This window comes from Cutibacterium sp. LaCa_255, assembly GCF_057458005.1.
In genome coordinates this window covers 427,615-445,533 of sequence record NZ_CP190956.1, presented here as the reverse complement: position 1 = coordinate 445,533, position 17,919 = coordinate 427,615, and the positions used below count along the sequence as shown (strand labels likewise).

Here is a 17,919-nt window from a genome sequence, read left to right as displayed (position 1 = left end):
CCCCATTTCGCCGACGGAACACACCGGCGTGGGGGTCGTGACGTGCCGATGTGATCAGTATGCGCTGGGCCAGTCCTCGCCAGCCGGCGCCTTGCCGGTGACGATGTAGATGACTCGGGAGCCGACGGCAACCGCGTGATCGGCGATGCGTTCGTAGTAGCGACCGAGCAACGCCGTGTCGACCGCGCTCTCGACGCCGTAGGTCCAGTCATCGCCCAGGAGCAGGCGGAACTGGTCGCGCCGCAACTCATCCATCTTGGAATCCTCGGACGCCAAGAGCTCCGCGGCCTGCGCGTCACGATCCGCCAGCGTCTTCTCGGCTTTCGCGATCATGGAATTCGCGATCCTCGACATCTCGACGAACTGATCGGCGACCTGCGGAGGCACCGCGACCTCGGGGAAGCGAAGACGGGCGATCTTCGCGACGTGGGCAGCAAGATCTCCCATGCGGGCCAGCTCGTAGCACATCCGCAGGACCGCGACGACCGTGCGCAGCTCGCCGGCGACCGGAGCCTGACGGGCAAGCAGGTCGAAGCAACGACGTTCGATCTCCTCGTTCAGGGCGTCGACCTTCGAGTCATCGGAGATGACGCGCTCAGCGGTGGTCAGGTCCGCACCAATGAGAGCCTCAGTGGCGTCCTTGACGGCAACCCGAACCAACTCGGCCATCGTCAAGATCCTGCCGCTGGTGGCATTGAGCTCGTCGTGGTAGCTCTCACGCATGCCGGTGTCCTTCCGTAGTGGGGTCTCGTCAAGCCTATCGACCCTATCGACCAGGACATTTCCCCCGAGTGGCAAGACAGTGAACCTTGGGTGAACGACCAGTGATCACGGCATCACTTTGTGACGTGCGGGTGACGAGGATGACGACCTTCCCCCTATTATGCAAAGCGTGGGCATGGTTCTGGCAGCGATCATTGGTGCAGTTGTCGGCGCCGGATTGACGGTCCTCATCATTCAAGCGGTGGAATCATCTCGTCACCCCGTTGACACCCTCGCCACCGACGTTGAGGCCCTTGAGGTCGATCCAACTCTCGCCCGAGCACTCGACCTGGCCACTGAAGCGGCCGTCATCGTCGGCCCCCATGACGAGGTGCTACACACCACCGTGGGCGCCCGGTCAATGGAACTCGTGCGCGGCTCACGAATCGCCGACGCCGCCCTCCTCAATTTGGTCCGCACCGCGCGACGAGAGGACCGCGACATTGTCGACACCATGGAGTTGAAGCGGGCATCCACCGGAGCCAACCTCATCCTCACCGTGCGCGTGGGACCTCTTGACGGGCACGGCAACGCGATCATCTCTGCGGAGGACAGCTCCCGACACATCAGGCTTGCCGAAACCCGCAGGGACTTCGTCGCCAACGTCTCTCATGAATTGAAGACCCCCATCGGCGCCGTCTCCATCCTCGCCGAAGCCATCGAGGGTGCCGCCGATGACCCCGATGCCGTCCGCCATTTCTCCCAGCGCCTGACCGCGGAGTCAACGAGGCTGTCCGCCCTCGTGACACAGATCATTGACTTGTCCCGATTGCAGGCGGACGAACCCCTGCTTCGCGCCGAACCAGTGCCCGTTGCCGACATCATCGACGAGGCCGTCTCTCGTCATCGTGAGCTCGCGACCACCCGGGAGGTCTCCCTGGTGGCCCGCTGCGACGACGACCTGTGGGTTCTCGGGGACCAGAGTCAGCTCACCGAGGCCATCGCCAATCTCGTTCAGAATGCGATCGTGTACTCCGAGCCGAAGGCGCGGGTGGCGGTCTCGGCCAGACGAGTCCATGACGTCGACACCGACGTCATCGAGATTGCGGTGGCCGACAACGGAATTGGCATCGGCGAGGCCGACCAGGAACGCATCTTCGAACGGTTTTACCGGGTTGACTACTCCCGATCCCGGGAAAACGGTGGAACCGGCCTGGGGTTGTCGCTGGTCAAGCACACCTGCCAGGCGCACGGGGGATCCGTCGACGTGTGGAGCAAACTGGGCCAGGGGTCCACGTTCACCCTTCGACTACCCACCCTTGACGCCGACCACTACAACGAATCCGATCAGGAGGAGTCATGACCCGCGTACTCATCATCGAGGACGAGGAGTCCTACCGCGAGGCCACCGCCTTCATGCTGCGCAAGGAGGGATTTGAGGTCGACACCGCGGCCAATGGTGCCGACGGACTGGAAAGCTACTCCCGCAATGGCGCCGACATCGTCCTGCTTGACCTCATGATGCCGGGAATCCCGGGGACCGAGGTCTGCCGGCAGCTGCGTCAGCGTGGCAACGTCGGGATCATCATGGTGACGGCCAGGGATTCCGAGATCGACAAGGTCGTCGGTCTGGAGCTGGGAGCTGACGACTACGTCACCAAACCCTTCAGTCACCGCGAGCTGGTAGCACGCATCCGCGCCGTCACTCGCCGAGGAGGCCCGGAGATCGAGGTCTCCCCCGACGTCCTTGAGGAGAACGGGGTGCGGATGGACGTCGAGCGCCACGAGGTCAGCGTCAACGGAAAGACCGTGCGCCTCGCCCTCAAGGAGTTCGACCTGCTCGAGGTGCTGCTGCGCAATGCCGGGCGTGTCATGACCCGCGCGTCCCTCATCGACCGAGTCTGGGGAGTCGACTACGTCGGCGACACCAAGACCCTAGACGTCCACGTCAAGAGGTTGCGCGCGAAGATCGAAGAGGATCCCTCGCATCCGGCGCGGATCATCACCGTGCGTGGACTCGGCTACAAGTTCCAGGCCTGACACGGTCTCCACGAAACGACAAGCGCGGCCCCCGGTTTTGACCGGGGGCCGCGTCGTATGTTCAAAGAACCCGTCAGGACTGGGCCGACGGGGACCCCGAGGGAGCATACTTCTCGAAATCCGGGTGGGTGGACGGCACGACCGGTGCATCCAGGGTGATCGGTGCAGAGTTCGCGAACTTGATCGTCACCTTGGCCAACAAGCCGTCCGAGAGTCCCTCGACGGGAGCCTGAAGATCGGACTTGGTGAGATTGACCGAGGCGTGAGCCGGAAGATCGACACCGACCGGAGTCACGGTGAAGGACTGCCCTGCCAGGGAGTTGTCCGACTTGAGCGGCTGACCAGTGATTCCGACAACCTTGTCGTTCTTGCTGGAAATGACGGCGGCGGAGACACGAGCCTGACCGTCACCATTGATGAGCAACAGGTTCTGCACCTTGACGGTGTCGGACTCGCCGCTGACACCGGCCGCAGGGGTGTAACTGGTGAGGACCTTGGGATCGGCGCCACAAGCCGCCAACCCAAGAACCCCGACGGCAGCAAGGGCAGCAGTCGTCCGGCGACGGTCGATCATCGTGGAATCTCCTCTTCCGGGGTGCATGATCGCTGCTGAGTTTAGCTGAACTGGCGTCACCGGGGGTGCCGATCGGTTCCAGCACAGTCGACGAGTGAGCAGACTTCTCGAAATCACTATTTCAGTCGACGGCGTCGAGGACCTCCTTGGAGAACACCCTAGAGACATTCAAGATCTCGGACATGAGAATGCGAATATTCTTGTCAATGTCAATATTGATCTCATGTGACAATTTTGTAATTCCGGTCGCTGTGGTGAATGCGTAGATCGCCTCGTCATTGCGAACATTTCCAGGGCAGGAGGGCCACGGCGTCAGCGATCGGGCGTTGGCCGGTCTCTTTTCCACGATCATCGCATCTCATCCCCACACGGCGAAGCGGGACCAGACCGTTCCCGCTTCCCAAGGCCAGATCCGAGGGACTTCCGCAATCCCGACGGCCCGACAGTGAGAGGCAGACCGTAGCACCATTTCGGACGCCCACGCGAATTAATAATTGACTTCAACAATTATTATGTGATAGAATTAATCCCCGAAAGGGGCCGCACAAATGACTTTCAACGTTGGTGAAACCGTTGTCTACCCGAATCATGGCGCTGCTGTGATCGAGGACGTCGAGACTCGCACTATCAAGGGCGAGGAAAAGCTCTACCTCGTTCTGAGAATTCTTGGACAGAACGATTTGGTTGTGCGAGTGCCAGCCAGCAATCTTGATCTTGTCGGCGTTCGTGACGTCGTCGACGACGAGGGCCTTGAGAAGGTTTTCGAGGTTCTTCGCAAGACCAACGTCGAGGAGCCGTCCAACTGGTCTCGTCGCTACAAGGCCAACCTCGAGAAGCTCCACTCCGGCAACGTCCTCAAGGTCGCCGAGGTTGTTCGCGACTTGTGGCGCCGCGAGCGCGACCGCGGCCTGTCGGCTGGCGAGAAGCGGATGCTCTCGAAGGCTCGTCAGATCTTGGTCTCCGAGCTTGCCCTCGCCAAGAAGGTGGAGGACGACAAGGCCGAAGAGATGCTCGACGAGGTTCTCGCCTCCTGAAGCTGTTCACCTTAATCGTGAAATGGGGGTGCACCAGAAATTTGGTGAACCCCCATTGCTCATGTCACGAAGTGTCACCGCAGGATCACGACGACTTCAGCGCGTCTGCAATCTCGTCAGCCAGCCGTCCTTCATCAACGCCGGTCAGGAATGCAACACCGCGAAACATCTTGACATTCTCGTTGGGCTGCTTCACTGCAGTCGTCGAGACGATTGCGTCAGGGGTGAATTCCTCGATGACCCTCGGCACTTCTGCGACGCGACAGTGCTCCATCTTGGCATTGACTCCACGCTCACGCAGCAGCCGCTGAAGCTTATTGGCGACCTGTACCGACGTCGCGATACCGGTGCCACAGCAGACGAGAATCTTCTTCTCGATCATGGTGACCACCCCTCCCTCAGGGAAACCTCATTGCCCTTGGATGTGGCCCACCAAGGGATTCCTCCACGATGTTAAACGTATCCCGTCCATGCCCCTTCGGTGGGGTGGGTCCCGTGGTGATCACGGGTCTTTGGGAGACTGGACGGGATGGTACCGTGCCGTCAAGGGCACAGCGCCCGTCTCGAGGAGGGTCCGCCATGGCGACTACGTCCAGCACACTGTGGAATGCCGTGGTGCTCCGCGCCGGCAAGGGAGCTCAGGACATGCTGGACACCGGCGTCATCGTCCTGTTCGGCGAACCTGTACCTGATGCTCTGTCCGACATCTGCGTGCTCCACAACCGCGGCGGCCGCTCCCCCATGACGCCCAAGCGCGAAATCGTTCCTGGCGACGTCCTCAACATCGCTGGTACCCGTTACACGATCGATGAGGTCGGAGAGTCAGCCACCTCAAACCTCGGTGACCTCGGCCATGTCGTGTTGTACTTCAACTCCCCCGACCAGTCGCTGCTCGCCGGAGCCATCAAGGTTTCCGGGCCGCAGCCGCAGCTGCCCAGCCAGGGCGCGATCCTCACGATCGAGCCTGCCGAGTGACAAGGGCTGACGCGATCGCTGCCACCCCTTCACCGCGGCCGGTGAATCCGAGATGATCGGTCGTCGTCGCGGACACTGACACTGGAGCACCGACGGTCTGCGTCAGCGTCGCTACCGCCTCAGCGCGCCGGGCCGCCATGCGCGGACGCTGCCCCACGATCTGCACCGCTGCGTTCTGGACCGCCCATCCCTCGGCAGTGACGAGCTCAACGACATGGCCCAGTAGCGCCACTCCGGCAGCTCCGGCCCATTGCGGGTCCGAGGTTCCGAAGACGGAGCCAACATCCCCCAGGCCGGTCGCGGAGAGCAAGGCGTCACAAATGGCGTGGCAGGCGACGTCACCGTCGGAATGGCCAGCCAAACCGACCTTCTCGTCGGGGAAGTGAAGGCCAGCAATGTGCATCGGCACGCCTTCACTCAGCTGATGGACATCGGCCCCAATACCGGTCCGGATCTCCATCATTCCTTGCCCCCGTGACCCAACTTGTCGGCGACGTTGCTCGGGGTGACAGCCCGCAACATCCGGCCAACTCGACGACCGGAGTGGTGACCGGCTCCAGCCGCAGCCTTGGCCAGGACCTCAGCAATGTCGAGATCGACCGGCTCGGTGATCTTGAGCGACATTCGGGATCCTTCCACCAAGGTGGCGCGATGGCCGTAACGCTCACAACACGAAATGTCATCGGTAACCGTCCCACCATCACGGGACAACTGCTCATGACACTCCGTGATGACGGCGCGATCAAACCCTTGCGGAGTCTGGACCGCGCGAAGAGCGGAACGGTCAATGACGCGGGAACCCTCACCGTCGATCTGCCGAATGGTGTCGGTGACCTCGACGACAGGTGTCACCGCGACAGCCCCGGCCTCTACCGCACCAATGACATCCTCGACGATGTATGCGGGAACCAACGGGCGGACGGCATCATGAATGAGAACAGTGGTGGCCTGACTGAGATGCTCATCGTCGGCGATGTATCGCAGCCCATTGCGCACCGAATCCTGACGAGTGTCCCCTCCGGTCACGAAGTGAACAGGGATGGGAGAGGCAGCCAAAGCCAGTTGCAGATGGTTGTGCATACCCTCCTTCACCACCACGACGGCCTCGTCGCAACCGCCTGCAGCTAGGGATTCCACCGCGACGGCGACGACGGCCTTTCCAGTCAGCGACGTCACCTGCTTGGGAACAGGACCGCCGAACCGTGTCCCCAGGCCGGCTGCGACGACAACGGCGACGACAGGCGGGGTGTGCTCATCAACCATGGTTTGCACTCTATCGGCCCAGACCCACCAGCTCGCGTCCTCCTATCATCGGATATCGTCGACCCTGACGTTTTCACCCCACCAAGGAGGCACACCATGCCGAGTCGCACCACCACCATTGCAGCCGAGAGTGGCCTGCACGCCCGTCCCGCCGCCATGTTCGTCCAGGCCGCCTCGAAGTCCGGCCTGGCCGTCAAGATCGGCCGCCCTGGCGAGGAGCCGGTGGATGCTCGCTCGATCCTGTCCGTGATGGGTCTTGGCGCCAAGCACGGCGAGACCGTCGAGCTCACCGCCGAGGGCGACAATGCCGATGAGGTGCTCGACGCCCTCGTCGCCAACCTGCAGATCGACCCGGAGGCCTGATACCTATGCGGACCCTCTCGGGGCTCGGGGTCTCGGCCGGAGTCGGACAAGCACATGCCCTTCTCGTCTCCCCCGCCCCAGGACTGCCCACTTCTGATCCCAGTCAGGGCACCGAGGCCGACATGGCCCGAATCGAGTCGGCGCTGAACAAGGTCGCCGATCGTCTCGACGAGCGCTCCCTGCACGCCGATCCATCGGCTCTCGCCGTCCTGCAGGCCACCGCGATGATGGCCCGCGACCCGGGACTGCTCACCAGCGTCAAGTCCCACCTGACTGACGGACATGGACCTGCCCACGCTCTCTGGGCCGCCTTCGACGACTTCTGCGCCCAACTGAGTGCTGCCGGCGGCTATCTCGCCGAGCGCGTCACCGACCTGCGCAACGTCCGTGACCGCGCCGTCGCGGTCATGCAAGGTTTGCCTGAGCCCGGCGTCCCGTCGTTTGACTCGCCCGTGATCCTCGTCGCCGAGGACCTCGCCCCGGCTGACACCGCGACGCTCAATCCTGATCTGGTCCGCGGTCTCATCACTGCCGCTGGCGGGCCGACGAGCCACACCGCGATCCTGGCCTCCCAGATCGGCATCCCAGCCGTCGTCCGCTGCAGCGATGCTCGCGAGATCGAGGACGGCACCCCGCTGGCCCTCGACGGAGTCACCGGAACCGTCCTTGTCGAGCCCGACGAGGCCGCCGTCGCCGAGCTGACCTCACGGGCGAATCGTCGCGCTGAGATACTTGCATCCGCTCCTGAGGGCGACGCCACGCTATCCGACGGTGAGCGCGTCCTGGTCCTGGCCAACATCGGCAACCCGTCCGATGCCCCCACGGCAAAGAAGAAGGGCGCCGAGGGAGTTGGTCTGTTCCGCACCGAGTTCCTCTTCCTCGACCGTCAAGATGCTCCGACCGTCAACGAACAGACGGAGGCCTATGCCACCGTGCTCAAGACCTTCGACGAGGGAGCCAAGGTTGTCTTCCGCACCCTCGACGCTGGCGCCGACAAGCCGCTGGCCTTCGCCGACCTCGGCCCGGAGGAGAACCCGGCCTTGGGACGCCGTGGTCTACGCCTGTCCCAGGTGCGCACCGACCTCATCGACGCACAGCTCGAGGCTCTGGCCAAGGCTGCTGAGCAGACTGGTCGTGATCCCTACGTCATGGCTCCGATGGTCGCCACGAAGGCTGAGGCCGAGTGGTTCTCCTCGCGTGCCCGCGCCGCCGGGATCAAGACGGTCGGCATCATGGTCGAGGTACCCTCGACGGCCCTGCGTTCGGCCCAGGTGCTGGAGACGGTGGACTTCGCGTCCATCGGCACCAATGACCTCACCCAGTACGCCATGGCGGCTGACCGCCTGCAGGGCGAGTTGGCCGAGCTCCTGACGCCGTGGCAGCCTGCCGTCATCCAGTTGGTCAAGGCCACTTGTGATGGAGCGGGCGAGCGTCTCATCGGAGTGTGCGGTGAGGCTGCCGGCGATCCCCTGTTGGCTCTGGTTCTCGTCGGTGTTGGCGTGCGTTCGTTGTCGATGGCCGCCGGCAAGATCACCGCTGTCAAGGCCACCCTGTCACGCCACAGCCTGGATCAGTGCCGCCAGATCGCCGAGGCCGCGCTGGCTGCGTCCAGCCCCGAGGAGGCCCGCAAGGCTGCTCTGGAGCTGGCAGACCCGAGCGTCGAGGTCCTCGTCAGCTGACGTTGTCTGTTGTCGTAAAGCGCCTGTCCCGTTGAACTTGTCCTCCAGAAGTTGGACTGAGGAGTCAATTCCTTCTTCTGAGGAACAGTTCACGGTGGACAGGGGCTTTCACATCCCCTTGACCTGCAGGACAATGGGGCCATGACAAAGACTGCAGTGGTCACAGGAGCAAGTTCGGGAATCGGCGCGGCCACGGCACGCGCCTTGGCCAAGGATCGCTGGCATGTCATCTGTGCGGCTCGCCGCGTCGAACGCATCGAGACCCTTGCCGCCGAGATCGGCGGAAAGGCAGTGGTCTGCGATGTCACCAGCGACGAGTCGGTCGCCAATCTCCTCGAGACCATTGGCGGCAAGCTCGACCTCCTCGTTAACAATGCCGGAGGCGCCGTCGGACAGGAGCCGGTCACCGAGGCCGACCTCGACGCCTGGATGACGATGTATCAAACCAACGTGCTGGGCATGGGACGGGTCACCAAGGCTCTTCTACCGGCTCTCGAGGTCGCTGAGGGAACCATCGTCACGATTACCTCCACCGCTGCTGAGTGGGGCTATGAGGGTGGCGCCGGATACTGTGCAGCGAAGTCCGGTGAGCGCGCCGTCGTCGAGGCGCTACGGCTGGAGCTGTGTGGCCACCCGGTGCGGGTATGCGAGGTGAGCCCCGGCATGGTACGCACCGAGGAATTCTCCCTCGTCCGTTTCCACGGCGATCAGGCCATGGCCGACAAGGTCTACCAAGGCGTCGACTCTCCCCTGAGGGCCGAGGACATTGCCGAGTGCGTGCGGTGGATTTCCGGGCTTCCCAGCCACGTCAACATCGACCGCATGATCGTCCGGCCTCGCGCTCAGGCTGCCCAGTACAAGGTTGCCCGCAAGTCCTGATTCGGGGGGAAGCATTCCCTGCCCGTCAGTCGAGCTGCTGAACCTCGGCGGGCAGGTGAATGTTCTCGTCCGGCTCGGCCGTCTCGTCAACGCCTCGCGAGGACACCTTGTCGAAGAGGATCTTGATCGTCTGGATCATGATCTTGATGTCAAGGATGAGTGAGTACTGCTTGATGTAGATGAGATCGAAGTTGAGCTTGGCGGCGAAGTCCGAGGCGTACTTGCCGTAGACCTGCGCGTACCCCGTAATGCCGGCACGCACGTTGTGGCGCAACTTGTAGTGGGCGTTCTGCTCCTGGAACTGATCGACGAAGAAAGGGCGCTCCGGGCGCGGTCCGACGATCGACATGTCGCCGATGAGCACGTTGATGAGCTGCGGGATCTCGTCGATACGCAGGCTGCGCAGGTACTTGCCGACCGGGGTGACGCGTGGGTCATCGGAGGTGGCCAGCATCGGGCCGGACTCCTTCTCGGCCGTCACCCCCATGGAGCGGAACTTGAGGATCTTGAATTCCTTGCCGTCCTTGGTGATACGGGTCTGACGGTAGAACACCGGGCCGGGAGAGCCGGCCTTCACCAGGATCGCCGTGATGAGCATGAGGGGAGAGAGGATCACCAGGGCGATCAGCGACAGAATGATGTCGAAGAACCGCTTGACGATATCCATTTCTGCCGGGATCTTGAACGGACTGGCAGCAATAATCGTCTCGTCCTCGATCGACATGATCGTCGGATTGATGAGCATCATGTGCTCGAACGAGGTCGACATGAAGATCTCTTTGTCCTCGCTCAGCAGCAAGTCGTAAATGGCAACTCGCTCGGAAGCAGGAATGTCATCGGAGACATGGGCGGTGTCGAATTCATCAATATGAGTCCGAATCTGCCCCAGGTAGTGACCACGCACCACATGGGTGAGGCGATGACGGGTCGCCTTGTTGGCCATGTAGTTCATGACGGCCCGATTGAGCATCTCCGGCGGACCGAGCAGCATCACCCGTTTAGCCCCTCGCAAGCGGCGATAGGCAACAAACTCGATGCTGCGCCACAGGAACAGCAGAACTATCCCGACCAGCAGGTTGATGAGGAGGACCGAGCGCGGGAAGGCGAACCAGCGCCCGAAGAAGGTCAGCGCCATGATGATGATCGTCACCATGACCTGGTCCACGACAGTGATGATCCCAATGTCAAGGAGCGTCTTGTTGTACAGAACATAAACGCCAGACAGAACGTTGACAATAAGGAATGCGATCACCGACGCCATCAGTGCAGCTTTTCCGTCGTCCAAATTACGCTGCGGAATAACCATCCCGAAACGCATCCAGAACGACAGGAAAATTCCAGCCACGAAGACGATGACATCAACAAGGACCGTCACCAATTTCTGCGTGCGGTTGAAATAATCCGTCTTCACGTATTTCCTCCTCGACCCTGCTGATTACAGGGGCACGGGCTCACACTACCGGGCGAACATGCAAGCCGACCTCCGGGTCTACAAGTGGTTCCTGACCAGCAGCGATCCCGTCAATCTCCATATCCAGGCTCACGTCGACTCCGCGACGCACCAGGGCAAGGCCAATGGGGCCGTCAACATGATGAGTTGCAGACGATCCCATGACACCGACACGACGCCCACCGGCGTGGACCTCAGAGCCGATGGCCGGAAGCTCGGCGCGGGAGCCGTCAAGCTGCAGCAAGGTCAGCCGCCGCGGCGGACGTCCCAGGTTGTACACCCGGGCGACGGTCTCCTGACCGCGGTAACACCCCTTGTCGAGATGGGTACCGTACAGGCCGATCTCGTTGGGGATGGTGCGCTCGTCCGTGTCGATGCCGATACGAGGAATCCCAGCGGCGATGCGCAGCGCCTCCCATGCCAGCACACCGACCTGTTCGACCTCGTCGGGGGCGGGAGTATCAGACGGGAGGATGACTTCGTGTCCACCAGCCACCTCGGAATCAAGGATGACGGCATCCGTCGGCGTCGTAACCCGCGAGGCGAACCAGCGAACGGTCATGTCCGGTCGCAGAGCCACCTCGACGCGCATCATGAAACGCATCGAGTCCAGCCAGGCGACCAGATCGGCTCCCCGTCCAGGCTCGGTCCAACCCCAGAAGGTTTCGCCGTCGTCAACACCGTGCATGACATGCTCAACGTGACCGGTCGGTGACAGCACCAGACTCGTCGTCGTGAGCCCAGGCTCCAGACCGTCGAGGTATTGGGAGGTCAACGAGTGCAACCATCCCAGTCGGTCAGCTCCAGTGACCGTGAATACCTCACGGTTGGACAGCTCCAACCATCCGCCACCGTCAGTCATCAACCGCTGCTCGGCGACTGGATTGGCAACGTGAGAGACCAGACCGGCGTCGGGTCCGTCGGTCAGCAGCACGGGGGCAGCCATCTCAGGCCCTCTTGAGGCGAGCCCACATGTAGGGCTGCAGCGGGGCTTCCGTGGTCGCACGATCGAAGGTCCACAGCAGGTCTCCCTCGACCTGGCCGTAGAGACGCTGACCACCGGTGTAGGGCACCAGGGCGTCCTCGGTGCGGGCGACGGCGTCGGTGACGAGCTCGATCTTGGCTCCGTCGATGTTTCCGGTCCAGACCTCGGCCCAGCCCTCCGGGGCGACCATCAGGACGTCAATCTTGCGGGTGTCGACGTTGGGACGCCAGAAACCGGTCTCCATACGCAGCGGAGCAGCCGGGGTGCCGTCGGGGTTCATGGTGAAGGTCTGGCAGATGTAGTGCAGGTAATCCCCGCCGTTCTCGGTGAAGTCGACCTGACACCCGAAGCTGAACTCACCGTCCTCGGGGGTGCTGCCGTGTCCTTCACCTTCCCAGTGGCCGATCATCCAGGCCACGGGCATGAGATCACGATTCAGGTCGTCAGGAATCTGGAAGGGCATGGGTCCTCGTGTCGGGGTAGGAGTTTCGTCAGGAACTGAAAGCTGCGGATTCAGCCGCGCCAGACTGCAACGAGAACTCGCGTCACAGCAACGAGCGGCAACACGGCGCCTATCACGGCGACAGTCACCAGAACCACGAGATCAGCTACAGCCACACACTGATTCTACGAGGTTCGCTCCGTAGACTCGATTCCGTGCGAGTCGTCATTCAGAGAGCAAACAGTGCAGAGGTCACCGTCGAGGGTCAAGCGGTCGGAGCCCTGCCCAGTCCCGGACTCGTCGTGCTGGTGGGAGTGACCGGCACCGACACCGCTGCCGACGCCGAGAAACTCGCCGAGAAGATCTGGGGTCTGCGCATCCTTGATGACGAGAAGTCAGCCAGCGACATCGATGCTCCGGTCCTTGTCGTCAGCCAGTTCACCCTCTATGCAAGCACGCGGAAGGGGCGTCGGCCGTCGTGGAACGCGGCCGCGCCCGGCCCCGTCTCGGAGCCTCTGATCGACCACTTCGTTTCCCACTTGCGCGGGCTGGGTGCGCATGTCGAGACCGGTGTTTTCGGCGCCGACATGAAGGTCAACCTGGTCAACGACGGCCCGATGACGATCCTCATCGACACCGACGACTGGCGCTGAACCTGCCTGTCAGCCCTCCTCGTAAACCTGGACTGAGGAGATGAGGACGGAGTCGCGAGTTGGCTCCCCAAGCAGCCCCGGCTCGGTCGTGGCAATGATGGTCAGAGTGATGTCCCCCTTGACGGCGTGTGGGGGGATCATGACCTTCTGGATCGACTCATCGTCATCGGTGAAATCCTGGTCGAACCACGTGCCGTCCGGCAGCTTCCAGCGCACCGTCCGCACCCGCCGGTACTGCGGATACAGGTTGACGTCGCCGTAGACCTTGGCATAGCCGTTGATCAATCCGACCCCCACTATCCGGGACGGCCGCGGCATGGTCAGGGTGATCTGTTGACCCTCGCCGGATCCATTGCATCGCCAGGCCGTCTGCGGTTTGTCGTCGACCACGTACTCGGAGTCGTACCTCACCAGGTGATGTTCGGAGTCGACGGCCGGATCGGACACGCACGAGGCCGTCGCCTTGAGACCACGAATGGGCCTGACCGGACCCTGGTAGGGCATCGCTGCCGAGATCGTCGCCGCAGGCGAGGACTGGGTCGTCGCCGCCTTGACCGCGCCGGTACCGTCGCGGGACTGGGTGATGAAGGTGCCCAGCACCAAACCGACGACGAGGGCTGCCGCGACCATCAATGTCCAGACGGGGAACCGATGCCGCCGTACAGCTGCGGCCGCTCCGGTGACGCGGGCGTGACCGACGACGACGCTTGGTCCAGTGTCATCGTTGATGACACGAACCGACCCACTTGTCGTCGTGCTGGCAGAACTGTCCCCTGTGGCAGCGTGCCGCGGGGCTGAATCTGACGACTCGGACGACGGTTCGGACTCGTCCGCACGGCGAGGCTCATCCGGTCCGGACTTCTCCTCGTCCGGACGGAACCACTCGTCAGGCATCCTCGTCACTCCAGCTATGGTAGTGCTGACATCATGAGACGGCCTAGATGGCCGTGGGATGATGGGGTGCATCACGGCTCTGGCTCTTAGACGACATGGAGGGCATCCGGATGGCACGACTGTCCCTGCTTGGTCCCCTGGACGCCCCGCTTCCCCAGGCCCTGGAACTGCTTCCACACAGCATCATCCGCTACGACGACATACAGGAATGTCTGTCCCATCTGGAGGGAGTCGACATCGTCCTGGTCGACTGCCATGACGAACCTGCCAAGGCCCGGGAGGCGTGCCTGCGGCTGTCATGTCATGAGAGACGAGTCCCGATCCTCTTGCTGGCTGCCCCGGACACCCTGTCGGTCATCAGTCCCGACTGGGGGATGGACGATTTCCTCTGTGACTCGGCCACCCCACTCGAGGCAGAGACCCGACTGCGCTGCCTGTTCACCGTCCAGGTGACCAACCAGCTTGTCGCGGGACCGTTCACCGTTGACGAGGACGGTTACACCGCCACCGTCGGAGGCAAGGATCTCGACCTCACCTATACCGAGTTCGAGCTCTTGAAATACCTCGTCGGTCACCCCGGGAGAGTGCTCACTCGCGACATCTTGCTGTCGGACGTGTGGGGATACGACTATTACGGCGGCACCCGAACTGTTGACGTACACATCCGTCGTCTGCGAGCCAAGGTCGGCCCGGAGTACGAGGGACACATCCAGACGGTGCGATCTGTCGGGTACCGATTCCAGGCTGAACGCTGAGTTCATTCGCATGTTCTCGGAGCGGACGCCGGGTTGCATCCGCCGTGGACAGCTATCGTCAGATAGATTGTGTCCTGCTACGCCCACCACGTCGCGGGCGGACAGGTCTCCAAGGAGTGTGTCCATGGCCAAGAAGTCCAACCCCGGAGTGTCCCCGACTCCTACCGACGAGCTGCCGGAGGATCGCTACAGCGATCGCGAGCTGTCATGGCTCGCCTTCAACGAGCGGGTGCTGGATCTTGCCCGAGATGCCGAGCGCATTCCACTGCTGGAACGGGCGAAGTTCCTGGCCATCTTCTCGTCCAATCTTGACGAGTTCTTCATGGTGCGCGTCGCTGGCCTCAAACGCCGTATCGACGCCGGGGTCGCCGTCCCATCAGTTGCCGGTCTGCTGCCGCGCGAACTCCATGACGCGATCCTCGCTCGGACCCACGAGCTTGTCGCTGAGCAATCCCGCGTCTTCGCCGAGGAAGTCCGTCCAGGCCTGGCCGCCGAGGGCATCGAGATCCTGCGCTGGTCGGAGCTGACCGACGACGAGAAGGGCCGGATGCGCACCCTCTTCTCGGAGCGGATCTTCCCGATTCTCACCCCGCTGGCCGTCGATCCGTCGCACCCCTTCCCCTACATCCGCGGCCTGTCGATCAACCTGGCCGTCATGCTGGCCAACCCCATCACCGGGGCCGAGCAGTTCGCCCGGGTCAAGGTGCCGTCGGTGCTACCTCGTCTGGTCAACCTGGGTGCAGGACGATTCCTCCCCCTCGAGGAGATCATCAGCCGTCACCTGGACCAGTTGTTCACCGGCATGCATGTGCTGCAGCACACCACCTTCCGCGTCACACGCAACGAGGACCTCGAGGTCGAGGAGGACGACGCCGAAAACCTGCTCTTCGCCCTCGAGAAGGAGCTGCTGCGCCGCAAGGTGGGACGTCCCCCGGTACGCCTCGAGGTGCAGGACGACATCACCGACGAGATGCTCACCCTGCTCACCCGTGAGCTCGACATCAAGGACAAGGAGGTCTTCCGGCTTCCTTCCCCACTCGATCTCACCGGCCTGTTCTCCCTGGCCGACGTCGACCGTGACGACCTGTCCTACCCGAACTTCCTGCCCATCACCCATCCGCACCTGGCCGAGGTCGAGACAGCTCGCCCGGCAGACATGTTTGCGGCCATTCGTCGTCGTGACGTCCTGGTGCACCACCCGTACGACTCCTTCGCCACCAGCGTGCAGAGGTTCATCGAGCAGGCCGCCCACGATCCTCAGGTCTTGGCCATCAAGCAGACCCTGTACCGCACCTCTGGCGACTCCCCCATCATCGACGCCCTCGTTGACGCCGCTGAGGCCGGCAAGCAGGTGTTGGCCGTCGTGGAGATCAAGGCCAGATTCGACGAGCAGGCCAACATCACCTGGGCGCGGGTACTGGAACGTGCCGGAGTCCACGTCGTCTACGGCATGGTCGGCCTCAAGACCCATTGCAAGCTGGCTATGGCCATCCGTGACGAGGGCGAGGGACTGCGTCGTTACGCCCACATCGGCACTGGCAACTACAACCCCAAGACCGCTCGTCAGTACGAGGACCTGGGACTGCTGACGTCCAATCCGATCATTACCGAGGACGTCGCGAGGCTCTTCAACCACCTGTCCGGGATGACCGCCGAGAAGCGTTACCGCCGACTGCTGGTGGCCCCCGAGAGCATCCGCAGCGGCATCATCGACGCCATCGAGCACGAAATCGAGAACAAGAAGGCTGGTCTGCCTGCCGGTGTGAAGATCAAGGTCAACTCGATCGTCGACGAGCGCGTCATTGACGCCCTCTACCGGGCCTCTCGCGCCGGGGTGCCGGTGGACCTGTGGGTACGCGGCATCTGCGCCATCCGTCCTGGGGTGCCCGGTTTGAGCGAGAACATTCGCGTCGTCTCGGTGTTGGGACGGTTCCTCGAACACTCTCGTGTCTTCTGGTTCGCCAACGGTGGTCGTCCGATGGTCGCCATTGGGTCGGCCGATCTCATGCACCGCAACCTCGACCGCCGCGTGGAAGCCCTCGTCGGGTTGTCGAACAAGCAACACGTGGCAGAGGTCGAAGAGTTGTTCGAGAGGGCCTTCGACCCGGGGACGGTGTCCTGGCACCTGCAGGACCGCACCTGGACCGAGGTCTCCCGCGGGCCCGACGGCACGGTGCTGGCCGACCTTCAGGAAGAACTCATCCGACGAACCCGCGACAGGAGGCGATGAGCCGAGATGGGAGGACACAAGGGGCCTATCCAGGCCGCTGGTGCCGTCGTGTTTCGTGACATCGACGGCACCGAGGGCGCCCGCGAGGTGCTCGTCGTCCATCGTCCCGACTATGACGACCTCTCCCTGCCCAAGGGAAAGGTCGAACGGGGAGAGGATCTCCCCATCACCGCCGTCCGCGAGGTGGCCGAGGAAACCGGAATCGACATTCGGTTGTCGATGCCCCTGCAACCCACCGAGTACACCGTCAAGTACTCCACCGCCAGCGGCAAACCGAAGAGACGCGCAAAGGTGGTGTCATGGTGGCTTGGGGTTGCCGTCGGCGGATCAATCGAGGAAGCAACCGCCAGCCCGGAAGAGATTGACGGTGCTTTTTGGATGCCCACGGACCAAGCTCTGGAACAACTCAGTTATCCCACTGACGTCCAAGTCCTCGAGGAAGCCCTCGAGCTACCGTCGACCTCGACGATCATCCTGGTGCGCCATGGCAAGGCCGTGTCGCGCAAGGAATGGAGTTCTCGCAAGAAGAAGACGGCCACGGACGCCAAGCGTCCGTTGGAAAGGCGTGGCCGTCGTCAGGCCAGGGCGTTGATTGACCTGCTCGGCGCCTTTGGGGTGTCTCACCTTGTCAGCTCGTCGTCCACTCGATGCATGCAAACCCTCAAGCCGTACGCCGAGAACATTGGGGCCGACATCGTCGCGATCGACGCGCTGAGCGAGGAGGCTCACGCGGCCGATTCAGCCAAGACCGTGTCCGCCATGAGAAAAATCGCTGGTCGTGCCCTCTCCGACCCGTCACGTCCAGTCGCGGTGTGCGGCCACCGACCAGTCCTACCGACCATGCGGGACGCCCTCGGTGGGGCGAATCACCCCATGTCAACCGCAGAATGCCTGATCGTTCACCTGGATGAGGCGGGACACACAATCAGCCAGGAGTGGTACTCCTCAAAATACTGACACAGGAGGTCACCTTCGGGCCCCTGAGTGACTCCCTTCAATCG

The 17,919-nt window shown here is 62.8% G+C and carries 20 protein-coding genes and 1 pseudogene; 11 read left to right on the top strand and 10 right to left on the bottom strand.

The annotated features are described in order from the left end of the window. Window positions 1-54 precede the first annotated feature (54 nt). Complete coding sequence (phoU, locus tag ACP8ML_RS01945; protein ID WP_065674300.1) at window positions 55-723, bottom strand: phosphate signaling complex protein PhoU; 669 nt, start codon at window positions 721-723, stop codon at window positions 55-57. 160 nt (window positions 724-883) lie between these two features. Between phoU and ACP8ML_RS01940 the strand changes: the two genes are divergently transcribed. After that, window positions 884-2,065, top strand: coding sequence for a sensor histidine kinase (locus tag ACP8ML_RS01940; RefSeq protein WP_117188905.1), 1,182 nt, complete (start codon window positions 884-886; stop codon window positions 2,063-2,065). Continuing rightward, the gene (locus ACP8ML_RS01935) at window positions 2,062-2,742 is read left to right on the top strand and encodes a response regulator transcription factor (protein ID WP_016666983.1); all 681 of its coding nucleotides are present in this window, start codon (window positions 2,062-2,064) and stop codon (window positions 2,740-2,742) included. Before ACP8ML_RS01940 ends, ACP8ML_RS01935 begins: the two co-directional genes overlap by 4 nt. 73 nt (window positions 2,743-2,815) lie before the next feature. On the opposite strand, the pseudogene ACP8ML_RS01930 reads toward ACP8ML_RS01935, so the two are convergent. Both ACP8ML_RS01930 and ACP8ML_RS01925 read right to left on the bottom strand, forming a co-directional pair. Next, window positions 2,816-3,401: pseudogene (locus ACP8ML_RS01930) on the bottom strand (hypothetical protein). 36 nt (window positions 3,402-3,437) lie between these two features. Continuing rightward, complete coding sequence (locus ACP8ML_RS01925; RefSeq protein ID WP_117188907.1) at window positions 3,438-3,668, bottom strand: hypothetical protein; 231 nt, start codon at window positions 3,666-3,668, stop codon at window positions 3,438-3,440. A gap of 196 nt (window positions 3,669-3,864) precedes the next feature. Here ACP8ML_RS01925 and ACP8ML_RS01920 point away from each other — a divergent pair, with 196 nt between their 5' ends. Further along, the gene (locus ACP8ML_RS01920; protein WP_004810600.1) at window positions 3,865-4,350 is read left to right on the top strand and encodes a CarD family transcriptional regulator; all 486 of its coding nucleotides are present in this window, start codon (window positions 3,865-3,867) and stop codon (window positions 4,348-4,350) included. An 85-nt stretch (window positions 4,351-4,435) separates the two neighbouring features. On the opposite strand, the gene ACP8ML_RS01915 is transcribed toward ACP8ML_RS01920, so the two are convergent. Further along, window positions 4,436-4,732: a PTS sugar transporter subunit IIB gene (locus ACP8ML_RS01915; protein ID WP_065674346.1), complete on the bottom strand. Its 297-nt coding sequence runs from the start codon at window positions 4,730-4,732 to the stop codon at window positions 4,436-4,438. Window positions 4,733-4,929: 197 nt separating this feature from the next. Here ACP8ML_RS01915 and ACP8ML_RS01910 point away from each other — a divergent pair, with 197 nt between their 5' ends. Beyond that, window positions 4,930-5,325, top strand: coding sequence for a PTS glucitol/sorbitol transporter subunit IIA (locus tag ACP8ML_RS01910; RefSeq protein ID WP_069101895.1), 396 nt, complete (start codon window positions 4,930-4,932; stop codon window positions 5,323-5,325). Here ACP8ML_RS01910 and ispF read toward each other — a convergent pair. Continuing rightward, on the bottom strand, window positions 5,303-5,785 hold the full coding sequence (gene ispF, locus ACP8ML_RS01905) for a 2-C-methyl-D-erythritol 2,4-cyclodiphosphate synthase (protein ID WP_015583259.1): 483 nt from the start codon (window positions 5,783-5,785) through the stop codon (window positions 5,303-5,305). The genes ACP8ML_RS01910 and ispF overlap by 23 nt on opposite strands. Next, window positions 5,785-6,588, bottom strand: coding sequence for a 2-C-methyl-D-erythritol 4-phosphate cytidylyltransferase (gene ispD / locus ACP8ML_RS01900; RefSeq protein ID WP_069102905.1), 804 nt, complete (start codon window positions 6,586-6,588; stop codon window positions 5,785-5,787). Before ispD ends, ispF begins: the two co-directional genes overlap by 1 nt. Before the next feature lie 96 nt (window positions 6,589-6,684). On the opposite strand from ispD, the gene ACP8ML_RS01895 reads away from it, so the two are divergent. The 3 genes from ACP8ML_RS01895 to ACP8ML_RS01885 all read left to right on the top strand — a co-directional run bounded on the left by ACP8ML_RS01895 (window position 6,685) and on the right by ACP8ML_RS01885 (window position 9,509). After that, entirely contained in the window at window positions 6,685-6,951 is a 267-nt protein-coding gene (locus ACP8ML_RS01895; RefSeq protein ID WP_004810592.1) for an HPr family phosphocarrier protein, read from the top strand. A 5-nt stretch (window positions 6,952-6,956) separates the two neighbouring features. Further along, a complete protein-coding gene (ptsP, locus tag ACP8ML_RS01890) occupies window positions 6,957-8,630 on the top strand; it encodes a phosphoenolpyruvate--protein phosphotransferase (protein ID WP_486703013.1) in 1,674 nt (557 codons plus the stop codon). Window positions 8,631-8,771: 141 nt separating this feature from the next. Beyond that, window positions 8,772-9,509 (top strand): SDR family NAD(P)-dependent oxidoreductase, encoded by a 738-nt coding sequence (locus ACP8ML_RS01885; protein WP_065674294.1) that lies wholly within the window; start codon window positions 8,772-8,774, stop codon window positions 9,507-9,509. Between the two features lie 25 nt (window positions 9,510-9,534). Here ACP8ML_RS01885 and ACP8ML_RS01880 read toward each other — a convergent pair whose 3' ends face one another. The 3 genes from ACP8ML_RS01880 to ACP8ML_RS01870 are packed head-to-tail and all read right to left on the bottom strand — an operon-like array spanning window position 9,535 to window position 12,407. Continuing rightward, complete coding sequence (locus ACP8ML_RS01880) at window positions 9,535-10,920, bottom strand: sugar transferase (protein WP_065674282.1); 1,386 nt, start codon at window positions 10,918-10,920, stop codon at window positions 9,535-9,537. 40 nt (window positions 10,921-10,960) lie between these two features. Then, a complete protein-coding gene (ygfZ, locus tag ACP8ML_RS01875) occupies window positions 10,961-11,905 on the bottom strand; it encodes a CAF17-like 4Fe-4S cluster assembly/insertion protein YgfZ (RefSeq protein WP_486703012.1) in 945 nt (314 codons plus the stop codon). Window position 11,906: 1 nt separating this feature from the next. Further along, complete coding sequence (locus ACP8ML_RS01870) at window positions 11,907-12,407, bottom strand: nitrobindin family protein (RefSeq protein ID WP_270236783.1); 501 nt, start codon at window positions 12,405-12,407, stop codon at window positions 11,907-11,909. A 194-nt stretch (window positions 12,408-12,601) separates the two neighbouring features. Here ACP8ML_RS01870 and dtd point away from each other — a divergent pair, with 194 nt between their 5' ends. Then, window positions 12,602-13,039, top strand: coding sequence for a D-aminoacyl-tRNA deacylase (gene dtd / locus ACP8ML_RS01865; protein ID WP_016666962.1), 438 nt, complete (start codon window positions 12,602-12,604; stop codon window positions 13,037-13,039). Between the two features lie 9 nt (window positions 13,040-13,048). Here dtd and ACP8ML_RS01860 read toward each other — a convergent pair whose 3' ends face one another. Then, window positions 13,049-13,942 carry an NADase-type glycan-binding domain-containing protein gene (locus ACP8ML_RS01860; RefSeq protein WP_486703011.1) on the bottom strand — a complete coding sequence of 298 codons (894 nt, stop codon included), beginning with the start codon at window positions 13,940-13,942 and terminating at the stop codon, window positions 13,049-13,051. A gap of 101 nt (window positions 13,943-14,043) precedes the next feature. Here ACP8ML_RS01860 and ACP8ML_RS01855 point away from each other — a divergent pair, with 101 nt between their 5' ends. From ACP8ML_RS01855 to ACP8ML_RS01845, 3 genes are all read left to right on the top strand, one after another. Further along, on the top strand, window positions 14,044-14,688 hold the full coding sequence (locus ACP8ML_RS01855) for a winged helix-turn-helix transcriptional regulator (protein WP_249361252.1): 645 nt from the start codon (window positions 14,044-14,046) through the stop codon (window positions 14,686-14,688). 124 nt (window positions 14,689-14,812) lie between these two features. Further along, a complete protein-coding gene (locus ACP8ML_RS01850; RefSeq protein ID WP_065674278.1) occupies window positions 14,813-16,918 on the top strand; it encodes an RNA degradosome polyphosphate kinase in 2,106 nt (701 codons plus the stop codon). A gap of 6 nt (window positions 16,919-16,924) precedes the next feature. Then, window positions 16,925-17,875, top strand: a complete 951-nt coding sequence (locus ACP8ML_RS01845) for an NUDIX hydrolase (RefSeq protein ID WP_117188917.1) — start codon at window positions 16,925-16,927, stop codon at window positions 17,873-17,875. Window positions 17,876-17,919: the final 44 nt, after the last annotated feature.